The organism is Pseudomonas syringae pv. tomato str. DC3000 (genome assembly GCF_000007805.1).
In the GTDB taxonomy this organism is placed as follows: domain Bacteria; phylum Pseudomonadota; class Gammaproteobacteria; order Pseudomonadales; family Pseudomonadaceae; genus Aquipseudomonas; species Aquipseudomonas avellanae.
This window is the reverse complement of sequence record NC_004578.1, coordinates 5,583,070-5,606,456: the sequence shown is the minus strand read 5'-3', so window position 1 is coordinate 5,606,456 and position 23,387 is coordinate 5,583,070. Positions and strand designations below refer to the sequence as shown.

The window sequence follows — 23,387 nt, the reverse complement described above, 5'->3', positions numbered from 1 at the left end:
ATGCGCATGCGCGCGCTGGTTACTGTAGTTGGTCTGCTGTTGATGGCCCTAGCTGTCGAGGCGGTTGCCGCTACGCAAGTACGAAGTGTCCGCTTATGGCGAGCGCCGGATAACACGCGTCTGGTGTTCGACCTGTCCGGGCCTGTCCAGCACAGCGTATTTACCCTGACGTCGCCTGATCGTCTGGTGATCGACATCAATGGCGCCACTTTGGGTGGTCCGCTGAACGTGTCGACCGCCAATACGCCGATCAGCAGCATGCGTTCTGCTCAGCGCACGCCTACCGATCTGCGCGTGGTCATCGACCTGAAAAAGGCCGTGACCCCTAAAAGCTTCACGCTCGCGCCGAACCAGCAATACGGTAACCGTCTGGTGGTTGACCTGTTCGACAGCGCCGCCGACGCCAATCCGACGCCGGTTATCCCCGATACCGCCGCCAATACTGCGCCAGCGGTTCCGGTCAGCCCGGCCAAGCCTGAAATCAAACTGACGCCGGTGCCTAACGGCAAGCGCGACATCGTGATCGTGATCGATGCCGGGCACGGCGGTGAGGACCCGGGGGCCTCGGGTGGCGCAGGGCAGAAAGAAAAGAACGTGGTGCTGTCGATCGCCAAGGAGTTGCAGCGTCAGGTCAATGCTGAAAAAGGCTACCGCGCCGAGCTGACAAGGACCGGCGACTACTTTATTCCGTTGCGCAAACGCACCGAGATCGCCCGTTCCAAGGGCGCCGACCTGTTTGTGTCGATTCACGCTGACGCCGCGCCGTCCACGGCGGCCTTTGGTGCGTCGGTGTTCGCGCTGTCTGATCGCGGCGCGACGTCTGAAACCGCGCGCTGGCTGGCGGACAGTGAAAACCGTTCCGACCTGATCGGGGGCGCCGGTGCGGTAAGCCTCGATGACAAGGACCGTATGCTTGCCGGTGTGTTGCTGGACTTGTCCATGACCGCCTCGCTGTCTTCAAGCCTGAACGTCGGCCAGAAAGTGTTGAGCAACATTGGCCGAGTGACCTCGCTGCACAAATCCCGCGTCGAGCAGGCCGGCTTCATGGTGCTCAAGTCGCCGGACATTCCGTCGATTCTGGTGGAAACAGGCTTCATCTCCAACGCTAATGAAGCTAACAAGCTCTCTTCTGCGTCGCACCAGCAAGCCTTGGCGCGTTCGATCAACTCTGGCGTGAAACAGTTCTTCCAGCAGAATCCGCCGCAGGGCACCTATATCGCCTGGCTGCGTGACACCGGCAAGCTGGCCCAGGGGGCGCGCAACCATGTGGTGCGCTCCGGCGAAACCCTGGCCATGCTCGCGGCGCGCTATGACATGAACATCGCCACGCTGCGCAGTGCCAATAACCTGAAAACCGATGAATTGAAAATCGGCCAGGACCTGCGAATTCCGAGCGCCGAGGTTGCGACCCAGTAATGACCGATCTTCTCCTCGACGGCAGCGAAGCCGATAACGCGCAGACTGTCCTGAACGCTGCACGCATTGAACTGCTCAGCCCGCGTCTGGCCAACCAGATTGCCGCGGGCGAGGTGGTCGAGCGTCCGGCTTCGGTGATCAAGGAACTGCTGGAAAACAGCCTCGACTCTGGCGCTCGGCGCATTGATATCGATGTCGAACAGGCCGGCATCAAGCTGCTGAAAGTGCGCGATGATGGCGGCGGTATCTCCTCCGACGACCTGCCGCTGGCTCTGGCGCGACACGCGACCAGCAAGATTCGTGACCTGGAAGACCTTGAGCGGGTCATGAGCCTGGGTTTTCGCGGCGAGGCGCTGGCGTCGATCAGCTCCGTGGCGCGCCTGACACTGACCTCGCGCACCCGCGACGCCGATCAGGCCTGGCAGGTCGAGACCGAAGGGCGCGACATGGATGCGCGCGTGCAGCCTGCTGCGCATCCGGTGGGCACGTCTGTGGAAGTGCGCGACCTGTTCTTTAATACGCCCGCACGGCGCAAGTTTCTCAAGGCCGAGAAAACCGAATTCGATCACCTGCACGAAGTGATCAAGCGCATGGCGCTGGCGCGTTTCGATGTCGCCTTTCATTTGCGTCACAACGGCAAGACCGTGCTCAGCCTGCACGAAGCCCATGACGACACTGCCAGGGCGCGGCGCGTCTCGGCCATTTGCGGGCCGGGCTTTCTGGAGCAGGCGCTGCCCATCGAGATCGAACGCAACGGCCTGCATCTGTGGGGCTGGGTCGGGCTGCCGACGTTTTCGCGCAGCCAGGCTGATCTGCAATATTTCTTTGTGAATGGCCGTGCGGTGCGCGACAAACTGGTCGCCCACGCGGTGCGTCAGGCGTATCGCGATGTGCTGTTCAACGGCCGTCATCCGACGTTCGTGCTGTTTTTTGAGGTTGACCCGGCGGCTGTCGACGTCAACGTTCACCCGACCAAACACGAAGTGCGTTTCCGTGACGGGCGCATGGTGCATGACTTTCTGTATGGCACGTTGCACCGCGCTTTGGGTGATGTGCGCCCTGAAAACCAATTGGGCGGCAGCGTGCCGGCCGCCGCCGAACCTCGGCCGACCGGGCCTGACGCCGGTGAGTTCGGGCCACAGGGCGAAATGCGTCTGGCCAACAATGTGCTGGAGCAGCCCCAGGGTGAGCCTTTCGCCAGGCCTGCGGGCGGCGGTTCCGGCAGCGGCTATCAGTATTCGCCACGGCCCACCACGGGCGTGCCGGTTGCCGAAGCGCAGAGCGCCTATCGAGAGTTTTTTGCGCCGCTGCCCGGCACCACGCCGTCAGCGCTGCCTGAGTCGCCCAGCGACATTCCGCCGCTGGGCTACGCACTGGCGCAGCTCAAGGGTATCTACATTCTGGCTGAAAACGCCCACGGGCTGGTGCTGGTGGACATGCATGCCGCTCACGAGCGGATCATGTATGAGCGCCTGAAAATTGCGATGGCCAACGAAGGCCTGAGCGGCCAGCCCTTGCTGGTGCCCGAGTCCATTGCGGTCAGCCAGCGCGAAGCGGACTGCGCCGAAGAGCACATCACAACGTTCCAGCGCCTGGGTTTCGAGCTTCAGCGGCTTGGTCCGGAAACCCTGGCGATTCGACAGATTCCTGCGTTGCTCAAGCAGGCCGAAGCCAATCGGCTGGTCAGTGACGTATTGGCCGACCTGATGGAATACGGCACCAGCGACCGGGTGCAGGCGCACATGAACGAGTTGCTCGGCACGATGGCGTGCCACGGCGCTATTCGCGCCAATCGGCGTCTGGCCATTCCGGAAATGAACGGCCTGCTGCGCGACATGGAAAACACCGAGCGCAGCGGACAATGCAACCACGGTCGTCCTACCTGGACGCAGATGGGTCTCAGTGACCTGGACAAATTATTCCTGCGCGGTCAATGAATGAACGCTTTACCTCCGGCCATCTTTCTCATGGGGCCTACCGCGGCAGGCAAGACCGACCTTGCGATTGAACTGAGCAAAGTGCTGCCCTGCGAGCTGATCAGCGTCGATTCGGCGCTGGTCTATCGCGGCATGGACATCGGCACCGCCAAGCCGTCGAAAGCGCAACTGGCTGAATTCCCGCACCGCCTGATCGACATTCTCGACCCCGCGCAAAGCTACTCCGCCGCTGACTTTCGCAGTGACGCACTGGCCGCCATGGCGCAAATCACCGCACGCGGAAATATTCCTTTGCTGGTCGGCGGCACTATGTTGTATTTCAAGGCTCTATTGGACGGGCTGGCGGATATGCCAGCGGCCAATGCAGCGGTTCGGGCGCAGCTTGAAGCTGATGCGCAGGCCTTTGGCTGGCAGTCGTTGCATGATCAACTGGCGGTGGTCGACCCCGTTTCGGCGGCACGGATTCACCCCAATGATCCACAGCGACTGATCAGGGCTCTGGAGGTTTATCGGGTGAGCGGAATGAGCATGACCGCACACCGCGAGCAACAAACTGCGCAAAGTACCGAAGCGGCCGCATCAGGGTGTCAGCAATTGCCCTATACTGTCGCAAATCTTGCTATCGCTCCGGCTGATCGCAAGGTGTTGCATCAACGCATCGCGTTACGTTTCGAGCAAATGCTGGATCAGGGGTTTCTGGACGAAGTACTGGCATTACGCTCAAGAGGCGACCTGCACGCCGGGTTGCCCTCGATAAGAGCAGTCGGTTATCGCCAGGTCTGGGATCACCTGGATGGAAAGCTGACGCGGGAAGAAATGCAGGAGCGCGGCATCATTGCAACGCGCCAGTTGGCCAAAAGGCAGTTCACCTGGCTACGTAGCTGGGACGATCTGCACTGGTTGGACAGCCTGGCCAGCGACAATCTGTCGCGCGCCTTGAAATACCTGGGATCGGTCTCCATATTGAGCTGAGTCTCTGCAATAGCCGTCTATCCTTGGGGGGTGGCCGGTAAGCCAATCGAATTCGATTTATTATTTTATTGATCCTTAAAGGAGTGCGGCACATGTCAAAAGGGCATTCGCTACAAGACCCTTACTTGAATACCTTGCGAAAGGAGAAGGTCGGCGTCTCGATCTACCTGGTCAACGGTATCAAGCTGCAGGGAACGATCGAGTCTTTCGACCAGTTCGTCATTTTGCTGAAAAACACTGTCAGCCAGATGGTCTACAAACACGCCATTTCCACCGTCGTACCGGTTCGCCCGATTCGCCTGCCTAGCGCTACCGACGCTGACGGCGCTGACGCCGAGCCAGGTAACGCCTGATAGGAGTCTGCCTTGTTCTTTGAGCGCCACAGTGGTGGTGAACGCGCAATTCTCGTTCATCTGGATGGTCAGGACCCTGAGGCGCGCGAAGATCCGCAGGAGTTTCAGGAGCTGGCCATATCGGCAGGTGCTGATACCGTTGCGTTTATCAACGTGCCGCGTCATCGGCCTTCGGCCAAATACCTGATTGGCTCTGGCAAGGTCGAGGAACTTCGCGACCAGGTCAAGGCCGAACAGGCCGATCTCGTTATCTTCAATCACACCCTCACGCCCAGTCAGGAACGTAACCTCGAACGTGTTTTCGAGTGTCGCGTGCTTGATCGCACGGGTCTGATCCTCGATATCTTTGCGCAGCGAGCGCGTACTCACGAAGGCAAGCTGCAGGTCGAACTGGCCCAGCTTGAGCACATGAGTACCCGTCTGGTCCGTGGCTGGACTCACCTTGAGCGACAGAAAGGTGGTATCGGCCTGCGCGGTCCGGGTGAAACCCAGCTCGAAACCGACCGTCGTCTTCTGCGGGTTCGCCTGCGGCAGATCAAGGGGCGCCTGGAGAAGGTCCGCAGTCAGCGGGACCAGGCACGTCGCGGACGTCGGCGCGCCGACATTCCTTCGGTTTCACTGGTGGGTTATACCAACGCCGGCAAATCGACGCTTTTCAACTCGGTGACCGATTCGGACGTGTTCGCCGCCGATCAGCTGTTTGCGACCCTCGATCCAACCCTGCGTCGTCTGCAACTCAACGACCTTGGGCCGATCGTACTGGCTGACACAGTGGGCTTCATTCGCCATCTGCCGCACAAACTGGTAGAAGCCTTTCGGGCGACACTTGAAGAATCGAGCAACTCCGATTTACTGCTGCATGTGATCGACTCGCACGAGCCTGACCGCATGTCGCAGATCGAGCAGGTTATGGCTGTGCTCGGTGAGATCGGTGCCGAGGGCTTGCCGATCCTCGAGGTCTATAACAAACTCGATCTGCTTGAAGGCGTTGAGCCTCAGATACAGCGCGATGCCGATGGCAAACCGCAGCGTGTCTGGGTCTCTGCCCGTGATGGTCGAGGGCTGGACCTGCTCAAGCAGGCTATTGCCGAATTGCTCGGCGACGACCTGTTTGTCGGCACGCTGCTTTTGCCTCAAAGTCTTGCCCGGCTGCGTGCCCAGTTTTTTGAACTGGGTGCGGTGCAGAGCGAAACGCATGATGAGGACGGTGCCAGCGTGTTGGCGGTGCGATTGCCGCGCGTTGAACTCAATCGTCTGGTGAGTCGCGAAGGATTGCAGCCGCTGGAGTTCATCGAACAACACACTTTGCAATAAAAGCGCGAGAAAGCCGTTGTACGGCTTTCTCGAGCATTCTGTAGCATTGGCCGGCGCGCCGCGGGCGCGTCTTTGCTTTATCAGATGGAGAGCGCTATGGCTTGGAATGAGCCGGGTGGCAACTCGAATAATCAAGATCCCTGGGGTGGAAAACGCCGTGGCGGCGACCGCAAGGGGCCACCTGATCTCGACGAGGCCTTCCGTAAGCTGCAGGAAAGCCTGAAGGGGTTGTTCGGCGGCGGTAACAAACGTGGCAGCGATGGCGGCAGCGGCAATGGCGGTGGTTCAGGCAAGGGCGGTGGCTTTGGTCTGCTCGGCATTGGCTTGGTCGTGCTCGTCGCGTTCTGGCTCTACAGCGCTATCTATGTTGTCGATGAGCAAGAACAGGCTGTCGTGTTGCGTTTTGGCCAGTACCACGAAACCGTGGGGCCGGGCCTTAACATCTACTTCCCGCCGTTCGATCGCAAGTACATGGAAAACGTGACTCGCGAACGTGCCTACAGCAAGCAGGGCCAGATGCTCACCGAAGACGAGAACATCGTTGAAGTGCCACTGACCGTGCAGTACAAGATCAGCAATCTGGAAGCTTTCGTCCTGAACGTCGATCAGCCTGAAATCAGCCTGCAGCACGCGACTGAAAGTGCGCTGCGCCACGTCGTGGGTTCCACTGCGATGGATCAGGTACTGACTGAAGGCCGTGAACTGATGGCCAGCGAAATCAAGGAGCGTCTGCAACGTTTCCTCGATACCTACGGCACCGGTATCACCGTTACTCAGGTAAACGTGCAGAGCGCTGCCGCGCCACGCGAAGTTCAGGAAGCGTTCGATGACGTGATCCGCGCCCGTGAAGACGAGCAACGTTCACGCAACCAGGCTGAAAGCTACGCCAACGGTGTCATTCCGGAAGCCCGCGGTCAGGCTCAGCGCATCCTCGAAGATGCCAACGGCTACCGTGATGAAGTGGTTTCGCGCGCCAAGGGTGAGGCTGACCGCTTTACCAAACTGGTCGCCGAATACCGCAAGGCGCCTGAAGTCACTCGCCAGCGTCTGTATCTGGACACCATGCAGGAAGTCTTCAGCAACACCAGCAAGGTTCTCGTGACCGGTGACAAAGGGCAGAACAACCTGCTTTACCTCCCGCTCGACAAGATGATCGAAAGCAGCCGCAGCACTACCGGCAATGGCTCAGCTACCGGCACGCCATCTCAGTCCAATACTGATACTGCCGCGCGAGCGGCCGATACTCAGCAGCGCGGTGAAGTGCGTACAAGGGAGACTCGCTGATGAGCAATAAATCGCTGATCACCCTTATTGTTGGTGTGGTACTGGCAGTCGTTGCCTGGAACAGCTTCTACATAGTGTCCCAGACCGAGCGTGCGGTTTTGCTGCAGTTCGGCAAGGTGGTTCAGACTGACGTCAAGCCGGGTCTGCACGTGAAGGTCCCTTACGTGAACCAGGTGCGCAAGTTCGACGGACGTCTGCTGACGCTCGATGCGCCTACCCAGCGTTTTCTGACGCTGGAAAAGAAAGCCGTCATGGTTGATGCCTATGCCAAATGGCGCGTGAAGGATGCGGAGCGTTTCTATACTGCGACTTCCGGCCTCAAGCAGATTGCCGACGAGCGCCTGTCGCGTCGTCTGGAATCCGGCCTGCGAGACCAGTTCGGCAAGCGCACCCTGCATGAAGTCGTGTCGGGTGAGCGGGATGCACTGATGGCTGACATCACGGGTTCGCTGAACCGCATGGCTGAGAAAGAGCTGGGTATCGAAGTACTCGATGTCCGGGTCAAGGCCATCGACCTGCCCAAGGAAGTGAATCGCAGCGTTTTCGAGCGGATGAGTACCGAGCGTGAACGTGAAGCGCGCGAGCACCGTGCCAAGGGTAACGAGCTGGGTGAAGGCATCCGTGCCGACGCCGATCGTCAACGCCGTGTATTGCTGGCAGAAGCCTATCGCGAGTCTGAAGAGGCGCGTGGTGATGGTGATGCCCAGGCTGCGGCGATCTATTCCAAGGCCTACGGTCAGGATCAGGAGTTCTACGCGTTTTATCGTAGCCTGCGTGCCTACCGCGAAAGCTTTGCGAACAAGAGTGACGTGATGGTGCTTGATCCAGACAGCGAATTCTTTCGCTACATGGAAAAAGCCAAGCCGTAATTAATCACCCGCCGGGCGGCAAAACCGCCCGGTGGGGTGAACGTACGGTGAAACGTGTGTATCATGCGGCAGCCGGGAAATTCCCGGCTTTTTTGCGTCTGCACGATTGATTGGCCGTCTCTGAATCAGAATGCGGCAAAGTTTTTCGAGGAAAGTGGTCCAAGGCCTGTCTCGGGCATTTGTCGTGCCCGTCATACGGCGCACCACTTTCTGCTTCACTCAAGGCTGGCCTGTAGGCTGGCCGCCTGGATCACAGGGGAATGGCGTAATGGCAACGGTTGACCGCTGGCTGCTACCAGATGGCATCGAAGAAGTACTGCCACCGGAAGCGGCGCGCATTGAAGTAGCGCGTCGTCAGGTGTTGGATCTGTTTCAGAGCTGGGGCTATGAGTTTGTCGTCACCCCGCATATCGAGTATCTGGAGTCCTTGCTGACAGGGGCGGGTTCGGATCTGGATCTGCGCACCTTCAAGGTTATCGATCCGCAATCGGGCCGGCAGATGGGCTTTCGCGCCGACATCACGCCACAGGTTGCACGCATCGATGCCCACACGCTTAAACGTGAAGGCCCGAGTCGTCTGTGCTATGCGGGCAGCGTACTGCACGCTCAGCCGCGCGCGCTGTCTTCGTCGCGCAGCCCGATTCAGCTGGGTGCCGAGTTGTACGGCGACGCAAGCCCGAGCAGTGATGTCGAGGTCATCAGTCTGATGCTGGCCATGCTGCAACTGGCCGATGTGCCAGATGTGCACATGGACCTCGGGCATGTCGGCATCTACCGTGGTCTGGCGCGTGCCGCCGGCCTGTCGGGCGAAGTCGAGCAGCAGTTGTTCGATGCATTGCAACGCAAGGCCATCGACGAAGTGGTTGCCCTGACGGCCAATCTGCCGCCAGAGCTGGCTTCGATGCTGCGTGCACTGGTTGATCTGTGCGGTGGTCGCGAGGTGCTGGATGCGGCCCGTGACCGTCTGGCTGGCGCACCTGCGCCGGTGCTGGAAGCGCTGGATGACCTGCTGGCCATCGCCGATCGTCTGGCGGCGCGCTTCCCGCAACTGCCGTTGTATTTCGATCTCGGCGAGCTGCGTGGCTACCACTACCATACCGGTGTGGTATTCGCCGTGTTCGTGCCGGGTGTGGGGCAGTCGATTGCCCAGGGCGGTCGTTACGATGACATCGGTGCCGATTTCGGTCGTGCCCGCCCGGCGACCGGCTTTTCCACTGACCTGAAAACCCTGGTCACCCTTGGGCAGGCAGAAATCGTATTACCGTCCGGTGGCATCTGGATGCCGGACAGCACGGATGCGGCACTCTGGCAGCAGGTTTGCCAGTTGCGCAGCGAAGGTCAGCGTGTGGTTCAGGCCTTGCCTGGGCAGCAGGTGAGTGCGGCGCGTGAAGCCGACTGTGACCGGCAATTGATTCAGCATGGCGAGCACTGGCAGGTAATGCCGCTGGCTTCTTGAGTATTCCTGCCGGCCGCCGCCGGCACCAAGTTTGCGTGAATGAGGACAAGTGTTATGGGTAAGAATGTCGTAGTCCTGGGCACTCAATGGGGTGATGAGGGCAAAGGCAAGATCGTTGATCTGCTGACCGAACATGCTACCGCCGTAGTTCGCTATCAGGGTGGCCACAATGCGGGCCACACCCTGGTGATCGACGGTGAGAAAACCGTATTGCACCTGATTCCGTCCGGTGTACTGCGCGAAGGCGTGCAGTGCCTGATCGGTAACGGTGTGGTGGTTGCTCCCGACGCGCTCCTGCGCGAAATCATCAAGCTGGAAGAGAAAGGCATTCCGGTGCGCGAGCGCCTACGCATCAGCCCGTCCTGCCCGCTGATCCTGTCGTATCACGTTGCGCTGGATCAGGCGCGTGAAAAGGCCCGTGGCGAGTTCAAGATCGGCACCACCGGTCGCGGCATCGGCCCCGCTTACGAAGACAAGGTTGCACGTCGCGGTCTTCGCATCGGCGACCTGTTCCATCGCGAACGCTTCGCTGCCAAGCTGGGCGAGCTGCTCGACTACCACAACTTTGTGCTGGTCAATTACTACAAAGAGCCTGCCATCGACTTCCAGAAGACACTCGACGAGTGCATGGAATACGCTGACATGCTCAAGCCGCTGATGCTTGACGTCACCGCTGCGCTGCATGAAATGCGTCGCGACGGCAAAGACATCATGTTCGAAGGTGCCCAGGGTTCGCTGCTGGACATCGACCACGGTACTTATCCGTACGTCACCAGCTCCAACACCACTGCAGGCGGCATCGCCACAGGTTCCGGTTTTGGTCCGATGTACCTGGATTACATTCTGGGCATCACCAAGGCTTACACCACACGTGTTGGCTCGGGCCCGTTCCCGACCGAACTGTTTGACGATGTCGGTGCTTTCCTGGCCAAGCGCGGTCACGAGTTCGGTGCTACCACCGGTCGCGCCCGTCGTTGCGGCTGGTTCGATGCTGTCATCCTGCGTCGCGCTATCGAAATCAACAGCATTTCGGGTCTGTGCCTGACCAAGCTGGACGTGCTCGACGGTCTGGAAACCATCAACATCTGCATCGGCTACGAGAACGAAGAAGGCGCGGTTATCGACGCGCCTACCGACGCTGACAGCTACCTCGGCCTGCGTCCGGTCTACGAAGAAATGCCGGGCTGGAGCGAGTCCACGCTGGGTGCCAAGACCCTTGAAGAGCTGCCAGCTGCTGCACGCGCCTACATCAAGCGCGTCGAAGAGCTGGTCGGTGCGCCTATCGATATCATTTCGACCGGTCCTGACCGCAACGAAACTATCGTACTGCGTCACCCGTTCGGCTGATCCATCGCCGAGCACCACAAAGAGGGCCGCATTTGCGGCCCTTTTTGCGTTCAGCGTCGGGTGGATTCAATCCGGCAAAAAAGTGAGACTTGTGTCACGGCACGGCGCTTGCTACAAAGATGACAGAAAAGTGCCATCATTTTAGTGGCGCTGTGGGTGGAAGGATTCTCCTGTGTCTGCAGTCTTGTCTCTCTTGCAAAGTCGTCTGCTGCGCCCGGTCTTTATTGCGCTTGGCATTGCCCTTTTGGTGCAGGTCATCGTGGCGGTTGCTCTTACCCGGAGCACGGTCACGGCGCTTGAGGCGGATCTTGCCAATCGCCTGGGGATAGATTCGCAACACCTGTCCTCGGAGCTTGAACTGGCGAGTAGCGAAGTGACGTCGAGCCTCGACGCCCTGTCTGCCAGTACCCGCCAGCGTCTGAGTGTCGGGCTGTCGACGCGCCTGAAAGAAGAGCAGGCGCAACTGCGTGCCACGCTTGAAAAAGACCTGAGAGAATCCGCCACCGACATGGCCGAATTGCTTGCCGCCGTCGCCCCGCGAGCCATGTGGGATAACGACACGCCAACCCTTTCCGAATTTGCCCGCCGCGCCCAGCGCAATCCCAACGTGTTGTTCGTGGTTTATGACGACGCGGCGGGCGAGCACCTCACCCGCTATATGAGCCGGGATAACCCGCTGGTCAAGGCGCTGCTGGCCAAGGGTGAAGGCGAGCGGGCGATGGACAAGGTTCTGAGCGCTGCGAAAAACGATCCTTCGGTGTATTACGTCGAGGCCTCTATCAGTCCCAACGGCGTGGAGATCGGCAAGGTGCGCATGGGTGTGTCCACCGCGACCGTCGAGGAGAACCTGGCGGCGCTGGACAAGCGTTTCGCCACACTCATTACCAGCGGCGAGCAACTGGTTTCCGACAGCCTTGCCAGTGCGTCCAAAGACAGCTCGACTGCCTTGCGCACGCGCCTGCAATCTGCTCAGGCAGCGGGGGTGGCAATGACCGGCAATACACGTGTTGCGGTTCAGGAAGCGGCCGAAACGCTGCGCTGGCGGATCGGCATGGGCCTGGCGCTGGTGGGTCTTGGTGTGCTGTTGTTGCTGGCTGTGGTGCTGGGGCGTCGAGTGGTCAGCAAGCTGCACCTGCTGATCGCTGCACTCAATGACCTGGCGGCGGGTGAGGGTGACCTGACCAAACGCGTCAAGCTGGACAGCAACGACGAGATCGGCGACATGTCGGCAGCGGTCAACCGCTTCATCGACAAGCTGCAACCTATTGTGCGCGAGGCCGGTGAAGTGGCGCAGCGCACGGGTGTGGAAATCGGTGTCATGAGTCAGCGCAACGCCGGAGCTGATGCCGCCGCCGAGTTGCAGCGCGACGAAGTGGCTGCAAGCTTGAAGGCGCTCGGGCAAATGGCCGACGAGGCGCAGTCGGAAAGCCACGCGATGCAGGCGGCTTTGCGTCAGGTTATCGACATCAAGCAGGCGACCGACGAAAACACCCGCACGTCCAGTCAGGTCGGCGGGTTGATCGAAGCGCTGGCCGGGCAGGTCGAGACCGGTGCACAGGTCATTGAGCGTCTGGCGCAGCAAAGCCAGCAGATCGAGGTTGTGCTGGAAGTCATCCACGGCATTGCCGAGCAAACCAACCTGCTTGCGCTCAACGCAGCCATCGAAGCCGCACGTGCCGGCGAGACGGGCAGGGGCTTTGCCGTGGTGGCCGATGAGGTGCGGGCGCTGGCCAGCAAGACGCAGAGTTCGACGGGTGATATTCAGGAGCACATCATCGCCTTGCAGCGCGGTGCCAAAGAAGCAGTGGCCGCCATCGGCATCGCTGGCCGACAGGCCAAGGAAGGGCTGGAGGTATTACGCGACAGCGCCAAGCGCCAGCAGACCGTACAGGCGTCCGTCGAGCAGGTGCATGCGGCCATTGGTCTGGCGACTCAGGCTGCCGTTCATCAGGCTGAAGGTGCCCAGGCGGTGCGCGGTCGGGTAGAGGTGATTCACGCTCAGGCCGAGAAGGCCGCCAAGGCTGTGGTCGAAACAACCGCCAGCGGGAAAGTGCTCAACGGGCTGGCTGCGCAGTTGGAGGCGAGCCTGGGGCAGTTTCGGGCTTGAATGTGCGGGATCCGGCGCTGCTGCTGTAGCGCTGGATGCACAAAGATGGTTTTTGCCGAGTACAGAAAACAAAAAACCGAGCCATTGGCTCGGTTTTTTTGAATTGGTGCCCAGAAGAAGACTCGAACTTCCACGACCTTGCGGTCACCAGCACCTGAAGCTGGCGTGTCTACCAATTTCACCATCTGGGCAGCATCAGCAGCGTCTCCGCCGTCGATGGGGCGCACTATACGGCGATCGTTTTACTCTGTAAACCCCTGTTTTGATTTAATAATCAAAACCCTGGAATGCAAAAACCCGCTTTCGCGGGTTTTTGTGAGGCTTGAGACTGTTGTAGTCTGTTGCCTGAATTGGTGCCCAGAAGAAGACTCGAACTTCCACGACCTTGCGGTCACCAGCACCTGAAGCTGGCGTGTCTACCAATTTCACCATCTGGGCAGTATCGGAAGGCATCAGCCTGCCGATGGCGCGCACTATACGGAGCGCTTTTTAGACTGTAAACCCCGGCAGTGAAAAAAAGTCGAAAAAAATCGCGAGCGGCGTGTTTCGGGTGTTACAGCGTGGTCAGGCAGGCTTTTTGTCGGCTGGTTTGAGCGTGAAATTTCCCGTTTCATGAGGTCTATGCCAAACTAACCCCTATATATACAAGGTGAAAACTATCTAATGGCCGATTGGCAGTCCCTCGATCCCGAGGCCGCTCGTGAAGCGGAAAAATACGAAAACCCTATTCCCAGTCGCGAGCTGATCTTGCAGCATCTTGCCGAGCGCGGTTCGCCGGCAAGTCGCGAGCAACTGGTCGAAGAATTCGGCCTGACCACTGAAGATCAATTCGAGGCCCTGCGCCGTCGCCTTCGTGCGATGGAACGCGACGCCCAATTGATCTACACCCGTCGCGGCACTTACGCACCGGTGGACAAACTGGACCTGATCCTCGGCCGTATCTCCGGCCATCGTGACGGTTTTGGTTTTCTGGTCCCCGATGACGGCTCCGACGACCTGTTCATGAGCCCTGCACAAATGCGTCTGGTGTTCGACGGTGATCGGGCCTTGGCGCGTGTTTCCGGTCTTGACCGCCGTGGTCGTCGCGAAGGCGTGATCGTCGAAGTGATCTCGCGGGCTCATGAGACCATCGTGGGTCGCTATTTCGAAGAAAGCGGCATTGGTTTTGTTGTGCCCGACAACCCGAAAATCCAGCAGGAAGTGCTGGTCACGCCGGGTCGCAACAGCAGCGCCAAGATTGGCCAGTTCGTCGAGGTGAAAATCACTCACTGGCCAACCCCGCGCTTCCAGCCACAAGGTGATGTGGTCGAAGTGGTCGGCAACTACATGGCGCCGGGCATGGAGATCGATGTCGCACTGCGCACTTACGATATCCCGCACGTATGGCCAGAAGCCGTCCTCAAGGAAGCCGCCAAGCTCAAGCCGGAAGTTGAAGAGAAGGACAAGGAAAACCGCGTAGACCTGCGCCACCTGCCTTTCGTCACTATCGACGGCGAAGACGCTCGCGACTTCGACGATGCGGTTTATTGCGAAGCCAAGCCGGGCAAGCTGCGCTTGTTCTCCGGGGGCTGGAAGCTTTACGTGGCGATTGCCGACGTATCGAGCTACGTGAAGATCGGTTCCGCGCTGGATGCAGAATCCCAGGTTCGTGGCAACTCGGTGTACTTCCCCGAGCGCGTAGTGCCGATGCTGCCTGAGCAGTTGTCCAACGGCCTGTGTTCGCTGAACCCGCATGTCGATCGTCTGGCCATGGTCTGCGAGATGACCATCTCCAAGACCGGCGAGATGACCGACTACGTCTTTTACGAAGGCATCATTCACTCCCATGCCCGTCTGACCTACAACAAGGTCAGCACGATTCTGGAGCAGCCGAAAACCGCCGAGGCTAAAAGCCTGCGCGGCGAATACGGCGACGTGGTTCCGCACCTCAAGCAGCTTTACGCGATGTACAAGGTGTTGCTGGGTGCGCGCCATGTGCGTGGCGCGATCGATTTCGAAACTCAGGAAACCCGGATCATCTTCGGTTCCGAGCGCAAGATTGCCGAAATCCGTCCGACCACCCGCAACGACGCTCACAAGCTGATCGAAGAGTGCATGCTGGCTGCCAACGTGGCCACTGCGCAGTTCTTGAAGAAGCACGAAATTCCTGCGCTGTACCGCGTTCACGATGGTCCGCCGCCGGAGCGTCTTGAAAAACCGCGCGCGTTTCTGGGTGAGCTGGGTCTGAGCCTGCACAAAGGCAAGGACGGTCCTACGCCGAAGGATTATCAGGCGCTGCTTGAAACCGTTCGCGATCGACCTGACTACCACCTGATCCAGACCGTGATGCTGCGTTCGTTGAGCCAGGCTGTCTACAGCTCGGACAACAACGGCCATTTCGGTCTGAATTACGAGGCGTACACGCACTTCACGTCGCCGATCCGTCGTTATCCGGACCTGCTGACGCACCGTGCGATCCGCAGCGTTATCCGCTCCAAGCAGGACACCCCGCACGTCCGCCGTGCTGGCGCTGCCACGATTCCGAAGGCGCGCATCTACCCGTACGACGACGCGCTGCTCGACCAGTTGGGCGAACAATGCTCGATGAGCGAGCGCCGTGCCGATGAAGCCACGCGTGATGTGGTCAACTGGCTCAAGTGCGAGTACATGAAGGATCGCGTGGGCGAGTCGTTCCCGGGCGTGATCACGGCGGTGACCGGCTTTGGTCTGTTCGTCGAGCTGACCGACATCTATGTCGAAGGTCTGGTCCACGTCACGGCTCTGCCGGGTGATTACTACCATTTCGATCCGCTGCATCACCGCCTTGCCGGCGAGCGTACCGGGCGCAACTTCCGCCTGGGCGATACTGTTGAAGTGCGGGTCATGCGTGTCGATCTGGATGAGCGCAAGATCGATTTCGAAATTTCCGAGACGGCAGCGGCAGCAACCCCGGTCGGTCGCAAGCGTCAGGGTCACAACACTGCGCCGCCTGCTGCTGCAGCGCCGGCTGAAAAGGAAAAGGCACCTGCCAAGTCCGGTCGCCGTACAACGTCTGCCAAGGAGAGCAGTTCCGAAGCGTATCGCCCAAGCGATGCGGCGGCGAAAAACGCAGAAGTGCGTAAAAGCCGCGAACTGAAAAAAGCGCTTCTGGCTGACGCGAAGGGTGGTAGCAAGGCGTCGTCGGGAAAGTCTGACAGGTCGGGTTCTGCTCCTTCGTCGAGCAAGCCGGCCAGTAAACACCGTAAAGGCCCGCCAAAAGCGGGCTCGGCGCCAGCTGCAAAAAGCAGTGGCGCTCGTAAACCCAAGGCCAAGTCATGAGTCAGCTGGAAAAAATCTACGGCGTGCACGCCGTAGAAGCTTTGCTTCGTCATCACCCCAAGCGCGTCAAGCACATCTGGCTGGCAGAGGGTCGTAATGACCCTCGTGTTCAAACGCTGGTCGCACTGGCGAGCGAAAATCGCGTGACTATCGGTCAGGCCGAGCGTCGCGAAATGGACGCCTGGGTTGAAGGCGTGCATCAGGGCGTGGTCGCCGACGTCAGCCCGAGCCAGGTCTGGGGCGAGGCAATGCTCGATGAGCTGCTTGATCGCAGCGAGGGCCCGCCGTTGCTGCTGGTGCTTGATGGCGTGACTGATCCGCATAACCTGGGCGCTTGCCTGCGTACCGCCGATGCGGCCGGTGCGCTGGCTGTTATCGTGCCCAAGGACAAGTCTGCAACCTTGACGCCTGCTGTGCGAAAAGTCGCCTGCGGCGCTGCGGAAGTGATTCCTCTGGTGGCCGTGACCAACCTGGCCCGCACGCTGGAAAAACTTCAGCAGCGCGGCTTGTGGGTTGTCGGTACAGCAGGCGAGGCCGAGGTCGAGTTGTATCAGCAGGACCTGACCGGCCCGACGATCATCATTATGGGGGCTGAAGGCAAAGGCATGCGTCGCCTGACCCGCGAGCACTGCGACTACCTTGTGCGCCTGCCGATGGCGGGCAGCGTCAGCAGCCTCAACGTGTCGGTCGCGACCGGTGTGTGCCTGTTTGAAGCGCTGCGTCAGCGCTCCGCGAAGCGGAAGCCCTAAGCGGTTTAGCTACAAGCTACAAGTGGAAAGCCTCAAGCTGCTTGCTTTTGCTTGCAGCTTTTCACTTGCAGCTTGCAGCTGCCTTCTCTACACTTGCGCCCCTTGCTGTCACGGCAGGCGCGAATGTGCCTGTCCCTGAGCAAGACCAACAGTGTCATTCACTCCTTGTCTGACCGCTATTTGAGCGGCAGGCTACAACCCGTAAGGAGCATTCATGCGTCATTACGAAATTATCTTTTTGGTCCACCCGGATCAAAGCGAGCAAGTCGGCGGCATGGTAGAGCGTTACACCAAGCTGATCGAAGAAGACGGCGGCAAAATCCACCGTCTGGAAGATTGGGGCCGTCGTCAACTGGCCTATGCAATCAACAATGTTCACAAGGCTCACTACGTGATGCTGAACGTTGAGTGCACTGGCAAGGCCCTGGCCGAGCTGGAAGACAACTTCCGTTACAACGATGCTGTGATCCGTAACCTGGTCATCCGTCGCGACGAAGCCGTAACTGGCCAGTCCGAGATGCTCAAGGCTGAAGAGAACCGCAGTGAGCGCCGTGAGCGTCGTGACCGTCCTGAGCACTCCGACAGCGCCGATGGCGATGACGGCGACAACAGCGACGTTAGCGATAACGCTGACGAGTAATCCACGGACCTTTTGAGGAGCCAATTACATGGCACGTTTCTTCCGTCGTCGTAAATTCTGCCGCTTCACCGCTGAAGACGTCAAAGAGATCGATTACAAAGATCTCAACACTCTGAAAGCCTATGTATCCGAGACCGGCAAAATCGTTCCAAGCCGCATCACTGGTACTAAAGCACGTTATCAGCGTCAGCTGGCCACCGCTATCAAACGTGCCCGCTTCCTGGCCCTGCTGGCCTACACCGACAGCCACGGCCGCTGAGACCAGGTAGTCGACAAAACGTAACAAAGGATAGAAAGCATGCGTGCCCTGGCTGAATTCATCATGCGCGGCCGTATGCAGGCCACTCTCGTAGTGGCTGGATGTGCGGCATTGCCGCTGTTGTTCTGGTTGAGTGCTGCCGCAGGGTGCCTTGTGCTCCTGCGACGCGGGTTCAGTGATGCCGTTGGTGTCCTGTCCTGGGCTCTGCTGCCGGCTTTGGTCTGGTGGTATTTCGGTGAGCCTCGTACAGCCATGGTGCTGGCGGGTTCGCTGAGTTTGGCAATGGTTTTGCGTGCCAGCGAGTCCTGGGTCCGCGTGCTGCTGGTCAGCGTGGCGTTGGGTGTGGTGTATGCAGTAATTCTGGGCACGGTTTTTCGCGAACCTCTGGAAGCAATGTCGCAGGAGTTGCAGAAACATCTGCCGACAATGCTGGCCGGGCTCTACGAGCAATTGAACGTAGAAGAGCGAGCGCGTCTGGGAGCACTGATTGCCCCCGTCCTGAATGGCCTGATAGCGGCTGTGCTGCAAATCGTCAGTGTGCTGTGCCTGATTATCGGGCGGTACTGGCAAGCGATGTTGTACAACCCGGGCGGTTTCGGGCGTGAATTTCGCGCCGTGAAGCTTCCACTGGTGCCTGCGTTGGCGCTGTTGGCGTGCATGTTGGTGGGTCCGAATTTCGGTCCGCAGATAGCGATGCTGACACCGCTGTGCAGTGTGCCGCTGGTGTTTGCCGGGCTGGCCCTGATTCACGGACTGGTCGCTGAAAAGCGTCTTGCCCGGTTTTGGCTGGTGGGGATGTACATCACGCTGCTGGTGTTCATGCAACTGATCTATCCGTTGCTCGTGGTAATTGCCATTGTCGACAGCCTGATTGATTTTCGCGGTCGCCGGAGTCCGAAAGATTCCGGCAATGGTCCTGCGAACGGTGAAGGTTAAAAGTTAAGAGGATTTCCACATGCAACTGATCCTTCTGGAAAAAGTCGCCAACCTGGGCAACCTGGGCGACAAAGTAAACGTTAAGGCCGGTTACGGTCGTAACTACCTGCTGCCTTACGGCAAAGCAACCGCTGCAACCGCTGCCAACGTGGCTGCGTTTGAAGAGCGTCGTGCCGAGCTGGAAAAACTGGCTGCAGACAAGAAAGCATCTGCCGAAACTCGCGCTGCCCAACTGGCTGAGCTGGAAGTGACTATCACTGCCACCGCTGGTGACGAAGGCAAGCTGTTCGGTTCGATCGGCACCCACGACATCGCTGATGCACTGACCGCCTCTGGCGTTGAAGTTGCAAAAAGCGAAGTTCGTCTGCCGAACGGCACTATCCGCAACGTTGGCGAATTCGACGTAGCCGTGCACCTGCACAGCGACGTAGAAGCGACCGTACGCGTTGTCGTAGTGGCTGCTTAAGCAGTACTGAATCGTCTGGCGGCATTGCCGTCAGAGGATTAACATCGGGCACGATCCTGTTCACAGGTCGTGCCCTTTGTCTTTGTGCCATCCCCATTCTGCAAACCCCGAATTAAAGTGGCCATGAACGATATATCCGCCCCCGAGCAATACGATCTGCAAACCGCTGCCCTGAAGGTGCCGCCACACTCCATCGAGGCTGAACAGGCTGTGCTCGGTGGTCTGATGCTGGACAACAACGCCTGGGAGCGGGTGCTCGATCAAGTCTCTGACGGGGATTTCTATCGGCATGACCACCGCCTGATTTTCCGCGCCATCGCCAAGCTGGCGGATCAGAACAGCCCGATCGACGTGGTCACGCTGGCCGAGCAACTGGACAAGGAAGGGCAGACCTCTCAAGTCGGTGGCCTGGGCTACCTCAGTGAGCTGGCGAAAAACACGCCTTCCGTGGCCAACATCAAGGCCTATGCGCAGATCGTCCGTGCGCGGGCAACGTTGCGACAGCTGATCGGCATCAGCACCGAAATTGCCGATAGCGCGTTCAACCCGGAAGGGCGCACCGCCGAAGAGATTCTTGACGAAGCCGAACGGCAGATCTTCCAGATCGCCGAAGCACGGCCCAAGACCGGCGGCCCGGTCAGCGTCAATGACCTGCTGACCAAAGCCATCGACCGTATCGACACCCTGTTCAACAGCGACAACGCCATCACCGGCCTGTCCACCGGCTACACCGACCTTGATGAAAAAACCAGCGGCCTGCAGCCGGCTGACCTGATCATCGTCGCCGGTCGTCCGTCGATGGGTAAAACTACCTTCGCGATGAACCTGGTTGAAAACGCTGTGTTACGCAGCGACAAGGTGGTGCTGGTCTACTCGCTGGAGATGCCAGGCGAATCGCTGATCATGCGTATGTTGTCGTCGCTGGGGCGTATCGACCAGACCAAGGTGCGCGCCGGTCGCCTGGACGACGATGACTGGCCGCGTCTGACCTCTGCGGTCAATTTGCTCAATGACCGCAAGCTGTTCATCGACGACACCGCTGGCATCAGCCCGTCGGAAATGCGCGCGCGCACACGCCGTATCGTCCGCGAACACGGCGAAATCGGCATGATCATGATCGACTACCTGCAGTTGATGCAGATTCCCGGTTCCAGTGGCGACAACCGTACCAACGAGATTTCCGAGATTTCCCGCTCGTTGAAAGCACTGGCCAAGGAATTCAACTGCCCGGTCATTGCTCTCTCGCAGCTCAACCGCTCGCTGGAGCAGCGCCCGAACAAACGCCCGATCAACTCCGACCTCCGGGAATCCGGAGCGATCGAGCAGGATGCCGACGTCATCATGTTCGTTTACCGGGACGAGGTGTATCACCCGGAAACCGAGCACAAGGGAATTGCCGAGATTATCATCGGCAAGCAGCGTAACGGCCCCATCGGCACCACGCGCCTGGCGTTCATCGGCAAATACACACGCTTCGAGAACCTGGCGCCGGGTAGTTACAACTTCGACGACGATTGATCCGGGGTCGAGTCATCAAATCCGAGCACTCAAATCCGACCATTGCCGTCGGACTTGATCAAAAAATGTGCTATATTCCGCGCCCGCGATTTTTCCAACGTGCAAACGTAGGTCCTGAACATGCAATCAGCCAAGCCGTTATTTGACTATCCCAAGTACTGGGCCGAATGTTTCGGGCCTGCACCTTTCCTGCCCATGAGCCGGGAAGAAATGGATCTGCTTGGCTGGGATTCCTGCGACATCATCATTGTCACTGGTGATGCGTATGTGGATCACCCGTCTTTCGGCATGGCGATCATCGGCCGTCTGCTTGAATCCCAGGGCTTTCGGGTCGGGATCATCGCGCAGCCCAACTGGCAGTCCAAAGACGACTTCATGAAGCTCGGCGAGCCGAACCTGTTTTTCGGTGTCGCTGCCGGCAACATGGACTCGATGATCAACCGCTACACCGCCGACAAGAAAATCCGTTCCGACGACGCCTACACGCCCGGCGGCATGGCCGGCAAGCGTCCGGACCGCGCGAGTCTGGTCTACAGCCAGCGCTGCAAGGAAGCCTACAAGCACGTGCCTATCGTGCTCGGCGGCATCGAAGCCTCGCTGCGCCGCATTGCGCACTATGACTACTGGCAGGACAAGGTTCGCAACTCGATCCTGATCGACGCCTGCGCCGACATCCTGCTCTACGGCAACGCCGAGCGGGCTATTGTCGAAGTCGCCCAGCGTCTGTCGTATGGCCACAAGATCGAAGACATCACCGATGTGCGTGGCACCGCGTTCATCCGTCGCGACACGCCGCAAGGCTGGTACGAAGTCGACTCGACACGTATCGACCGTCCGGGCAAGGTCGACAAGATCATCAACCCGTACGTCAACACCCAGGACACCCAGGCCTGCGCCATCGAGCAGGAAAAAGGCAACGTCGAGGACCCCAACGAAGCCAAGGTTGTGCAGATTCTTGCCAGCCCGCGCATGACCCGTGACAAAACGGTCATCCGTCTGCCATCGGTGGAAAAGGTTCGCAACGACGCCGTGCTGTATGCCCACGCCAACCGCGTGTTGCACCTGGAAACCAACCCGGGCAACGCCCGTGCGCTGGTGCAGAAGCACGGTGAAGTCGACGTCTGGTTCAACCCGCCGCCGATTCCGATGACCACCGACGAAATGGACTACGTGTTCGGCATGCCTTACGCGCGCGTTCCACACCCTGCGTACGGCAAGGAAAAGATTCCCGCCTACGACATGATCCGTTTCTCGGTGAACATCATGCGTGGCTGCTTCGGCGGCTGCACGTTCTGCTCGATCACCGAGCACGAAGGCCGGATCATCCAGAACCGTTCGGAAGAGTCGATCATTCGCGAAATCGAAGAGATCCGCGACAAGGTGCCAGGCTTTACCGGCGTCATTTCCGACTTGGGCGGGCCGACTGCGAACATGTATCGCATCGCCTGCAAAAGCCCGGAAATCGAGTCGGCCTGCCGCAAGCCGTCCTGCGTATTCCCTGGCATCTGCCCGAACCTGAACACCGACCACTCGTCGCTGATTCAGCTGTATCGCAGTGCCCGCGCCTTGCCTGGCGTGAAGAAAATCCTCATCGCTTCCGGCCTGCGCTATGACCTGGCGGTCGAGTCGCCGGAATACGTCAAGGAGCTGGTCACCCACCACGTCGGTGGTTACCTGAAGATCGCCCCGGAACACACCGAGGAAGGTCCGCTCAATCAGATGATGAAGCCGGGCATTGGCAGCTATGACAAGTTCAAGCGCATGTTTGAAAAGTACACCAAGGAAGCAGGCAAGGAGCAGTACCTGATTCCTTACTTCATCGCCGCCCATCCAGGCACGACCGATGAAGACATGATGAACCTCGCGCTGTGGCTCAAGGGCAACGGTTTCCGCGCGGATCAGGTGCAGGCGTTCTACCCCTCGCCAATGGCGACTGCCACGGCCATGTACCACTCGGGCAAGAACCCCCTGCGCAAGGTCACTTACAAGAGTGACGCCGTCACGATTGTGAAGAGCGAAGAGCAGCGTCGCCTGCACAAGGCCTTCCTGCGTTATCACGACCCCAAGGGCTGGCCGATGCTGCGTGCAGCACTGGAGCGCATGGGCCGTGCCGACCTGATCGGGCCGGGCAAGGACCAGTTGATCCCGCTGCATCAGCCAGCGACCGACACCTACCAGAGTGCCCGTCGCAAGAACTCGACACCGGCTGGCAGCCACAAGGTGGGCAAGGACCCGAAAACCACGCTGATCCAGACCCAGCACACCGGCCTGCCGCCGCGTGGCAGCGATGGCAGCAAGCCGTGGGACAAACGCGAAGAAGCCAAGGCTGCCGCAATGGCGCGCAACAAGCAGGCCGCCAAAGAGCGCATGGACGCAGCCAAGGGCGGCAAGGGTAAAGGCGGCAAGCCAGCCCGCAAGCCTGTCGTGCCTCGTTGATAACTGCCGGCCGCAGGATTGTACCTGCGGC

At 59.5% G+C, this 23,387-nt stretch carries 18 protein-coding genes and 2 tRNA genes; 18 read left to right on the top strand and 2 right to left on the bottom strand.

What is annotated here, in order from left to right:
• The 10 genes from PSPTO_RS25570 to PSPTO_RS25525 all read left to right on the top strand — a co-directional run bounded on the left by PSPTO_RS25570 (position 1) and on the right by PSPTO_RS25525 (position 13,055).
• Positions 1-1,416 (top strand): N-acetylmuramoyl-L-alanine amidase, encoded by a 1,416-nt coding sequence (locus PSPTO_RS25570; RefSeq protein ID WP_005763015.1) that lies wholly within the window; start codon positions 1-3, stop codon positions 1,414-1,416.
• Positions 1,416-3,353 (top strand): DNA mismatch repair endonuclease MutL, encoded by a 1,938-nt coding sequence (mutL, locus tag PSPTO_RS25565; protein ID WP_011105240.1) that lies wholly within the window; start codon positions 1,416-1,418, stop codon positions 3,351-3,353. Before PSPTO_RS25570 ends, mutL begins: the two co-directional genes overlap by 1 nt.
• Positions 3,354-4,325, top strand: a complete 972-nt coding sequence (gene miaA / locus PSPTO_RS25560; RefSeq protein WP_011105239.1) for a tRNA (adenosine(37)-N6)-dimethylallyltransferase MiaA — start codon at positions 3,354-3,356, stop codon at positions 4,323-4,325. It abuts the gene before it with no gap.
• A 92-nt stretch (positions 4,326-4,417) separates the two neighbouring features.
• Positions 4,418-4,678, top strand: coding sequence for an RNA chaperone Hfq (hfq, locus tag PSPTO_RS25555; RefSeq protein ID WP_002551819.1), 261 nt, complete (start codon positions 4,418-4,420; stop codon positions 4,676-4,678).
• Between the two features lie 12 nt (positions 4,679-4,690).
• A complete protein-coding gene (gene hflX, locus PSPTO_RS25550; RefSeq protein WP_005736856.1) occupies positions 4,691-5,992 on the top strand; it encodes a ribosome rescue GTPase HflX in 1,302 nt (433 codons plus the stop codon).
• A gap of 96 nt (positions 5,993-6,088) precedes the next feature.
• Positions 6,089-7,276, top strand: a complete 1,188-nt coding sequence (gene hflK / locus PSPTO_RS25545; RefSeq protein ID WP_011105238.1) for an FtsH protease activity modulator HflK — start codon at positions 6,089-6,091, stop codon at positions 7,274-7,276.
• Positions 7,276-8,145: a protease modulator HflC gene (hflC, locus tag PSPTO_RS25540; protein ID WP_005763025.1), complete on the top strand. Its 870-nt coding sequence runs from the start codon at positions 7,276-7,278 to the stop codon at positions 8,143-8,145. The genes hflK and hflC overlap by 1 nt, the downstream gene beginning before the upstream one ends.
• Before the next feature lie 268 nt (positions 8,146-8,413).
• A complete protein-coding gene (locus tag PSPTO_RS25535) occupies positions 8,414-9,601 on the top strand; it encodes an ATP phosphoribosyltransferase regulatory subunit (RefSeq protein ID WP_005763027.1) in 1,188 nt (395 codons plus the stop codon).
• A gap of 54 nt (positions 9,602-9,655) precedes the next feature.
• Positions 9,656-10,948: an adenylosuccinate synthase gene (locus PSPTO_RS25530; RefSeq protein ID WP_003422343.1), complete on the top strand. Its 1,293-nt coding sequence runs from the start codon at positions 9,656-9,658 to the stop codon at positions 10,946-10,948.
• A gap of 172 nt (positions 10,949-11,120) precedes the next feature.
• Positions 11,121-13,055 (top strand): methyl-accepting chemotaxis protein, encoded by a 1,935-nt coding sequence (locus tag PSPTO_RS25525; RefSeq protein ID WP_011105237.1) that lies wholly within the window; start codon positions 11,121-11,123, stop codon positions 13,053-13,055.
• Between the two features lie 104 nt (positions 13,056-13,159).
• On the opposite strand, the gene PSPTO_RS25520 is transcribed toward PSPTO_RS25525, so the two are convergent.
• A tRNA-Leu gene (locus PSPTO_RS25520) sits at positions 13,160-13,246 on the bottom strand.
• Positions 13,247-13,406: 160 nt separating this feature from the next.
• Positions 13,407-13,493: transfer RNA gene (locus PSPTO_RS25515), tRNA-Leu, on the bottom strand.
• A 225-nt stretch (positions 13,494-13,718) separates the two neighbouring features.
• Between PSPTO_RS25515 and rnr the strand changes: the two genes are divergently transcribed.
• The 8 genes from rnr (at position 13,719) to PSPTO_RS25475 (ending at position 23,356) form a co-directional block, all read left to right on the top strand.
• Positions 13,719-16,352, top strand: a complete 2,634-nt coding sequence (gene rnr / locus PSPTO_RS25510; protein ID WP_011105236.1) for a ribonuclease R — start codon at positions 13,719-13,721, stop codon at positions 16,350-16,352.
• Positions 16,349-17,101 (top strand): 23S rRNA (guanosine(2251)-2'-O)-methyltransferase RlmB, encoded by a 753-nt coding sequence (rlmB, locus tag PSPTO_RS25505; RefSeq protein ID WP_005620859.1) that lies wholly within the window; start codon positions 16,349-16,351, stop codon positions 17,099-17,101. Before rnr ends, rlmB begins: the two co-directional genes overlap by 4 nt.
• A gap of 214 nt (positions 17,102-17,315) precedes the next feature.
• Positions 17,316-17,741, top strand: a complete 426-nt coding sequence (gene rpsF / locus PSPTO_RS25500; RefSeq protein ID WP_002551828.1) for a 30S ribosomal protein S6 — start codon at positions 17,316-17,318, stop codon at positions 17,739-17,741.
• A 28-nt stretch (positions 17,742-17,769) separates the two neighbouring features.
• A complete protein-coding gene (gene rpsR, locus PSPTO_RS25495; protein ID WP_002551829.1) occupies positions 17,770-18,000 on the top strand; it encodes a 30S ribosomal protein S18 in 231 nt (76 codons plus the stop codon).
• A 39-nt stretch (positions 18,001-18,039) separates the two neighbouring features.
• Positions 18,040-18,936 (top strand): hypothetical protein, encoded by an 897-nt coding sequence (locus PSPTO_RS25490; protein ID WP_005620823.1) that lies wholly within the window; start codon positions 18,040-18,042, stop codon positions 18,934-18,936.
• 19 nt (positions 18,937-18,955) lie between these two features.
• Positions 18,956-19,402 (top strand): 50S ribosomal protein L9, encoded by a 447-nt coding sequence (rplI, locus tag PSPTO_RS25485; protein WP_003317208.1) that lies wholly within the window; start codon positions 18,956-18,958, stop codon positions 19,400-19,402.
• Positions 19,403-19,525: 123 nt separating this feature from the next.
• The gene (dnaB, locus tag PSPTO_RS25480; RefSeq protein ID WP_003380723.1) at positions 19,526-20,920 is read left to right on the top strand and encodes a replicative DNA helicase; all 1,395 of its coding nucleotides are present in this window, start codon (positions 19,526-19,528) and stop codon (positions 20,918-20,920) included.
• Positions 20,921-21,040: 120 nt separating this feature from the next.
• Positions 21,041-23,356 (top strand): YgiQ family radical SAM protein, encoded by a 2,316-nt coding sequence (locus PSPTO_RS25475; protein WP_005763035.1) that lies wholly within the window; start codon positions 21,041-21,043, stop codon positions 23,354-23,356.
• Positions 23,357-23,387: the final 31 nt, after the last annotated feature.

What these genes read in the sequence shown, in the direction of transcription:
- PSPTO_RS25570 (WP_005763015.1), top strand. Translation starts at nt 1, where the DNA reads ATGCGCATGCGCGCGCTGGTTACTGTAGTTGGTCTGCTGTTGATGGCC.
- mutL (WP_011105240.1), top strand. Translation starts at nt 1,416, where the DNA reads ATGACCGATCTTCTCCTCGACGGCAGCGAAGCCGATAACGCGCAGACT.
- miaA (WP_011105239.1), top strand. Translation starts at nt 3,354, where the DNA reads ATGAACGCTTTACCTCCGGCCATCTTTCTCATGGGGCCTACCGCGGCA.
- hfq (WP_002551819.1), top strand. Translation starts at nt 4,418, where the DNA reads ATGTCAAAAGGGCATTCGCTACAAGACCCTTACTTGAATACCTTGCGA.
- hflK (WP_011105238.1), top strand. Translation starts at nt 6,089, where the DNA reads ATGGCTTGGAATGAGCCGGGTGGCAACTCGAATAATCAAGATCCCTGG.
- hflC (WP_005763025.1), top strand. Translation starts at nt 7,276, where the DNA reads ATGAGCAATAAATCGCTGATCACCCTTATTGTTGGTGTGGTACTGGCA.
- PSPTO_RS25535 (WP_005763027.1), top strand. Translation starts at nt 8,414, where the DNA reads ATGGCAACGGTTGACCGCTGGCTGCTACCAGATGGCATCGAAGAAGTA.
- PSPTO_RS25530 (WP_003422343.1), top strand. Translation starts at nt 9,656, where the DNA reads ATGGGTAAGAATGTCGTAGTCCTGGGCACTCAATGGGGTGATGAGGGC.
- rnr (WP_011105236.1), top strand. Translation starts at nt 13,719, where the DNA reads ATGGCCGATTGGCAGTCCCTCGATCCCGAGGCCGCTCGTGAAGCGGAA.
- rlmB (WP_005620859.1), top strand. Translation starts at nt 16,349, where the DNA reads ATGAGTCAGCTGGAAAAAATCTACGGCGTGCACGCCGTAGAAGCTTTG.
- rpsF (WP_002551828.1), top strand. Translation starts at nt 17,316, where the DNA reads ATGCGTCATTACGAAATTATCTTTTTGGTCCACCCGGATCAAAGCGAG.
- rpsR (WP_002551829.1), top strand. Translation starts at nt 17,770, where the DNA reads ATGGCACGTTTCTTCCGTCGTCGTAAATTCTGCCGCTTCACCGCTGAA.
- PSPTO_RS25490 (WP_005620823.1), top strand. Translation starts at nt 18,040, where the DNA reads ATGCGTGCCCTGGCTGAATTCATCATGCGCGGCCGTATGCAGGCCACT.
- rplI (WP_003317208.1), top strand. Translation starts at nt 18,956, where the DNA reads ATGCAACTGATCCTTCTGGAAAAAGTCGCCAACCTGGGCAACCTGGGC.
- dnaB (WP_003380723.1), top strand. Translation starts at nt 19,526, where the DNA reads ATGAACGATATATCCGCCCCCGAGCAATACGATCTGCAAACCGCTGCC.
- PSPTO_RS25475 (WP_005763035.1), top strand. Translation starts at nt 21,041, where the DNA reads ATGCAATCAGCCAAGCCGTTATTTGACTATCCCAAGTACTGGGCCGAA.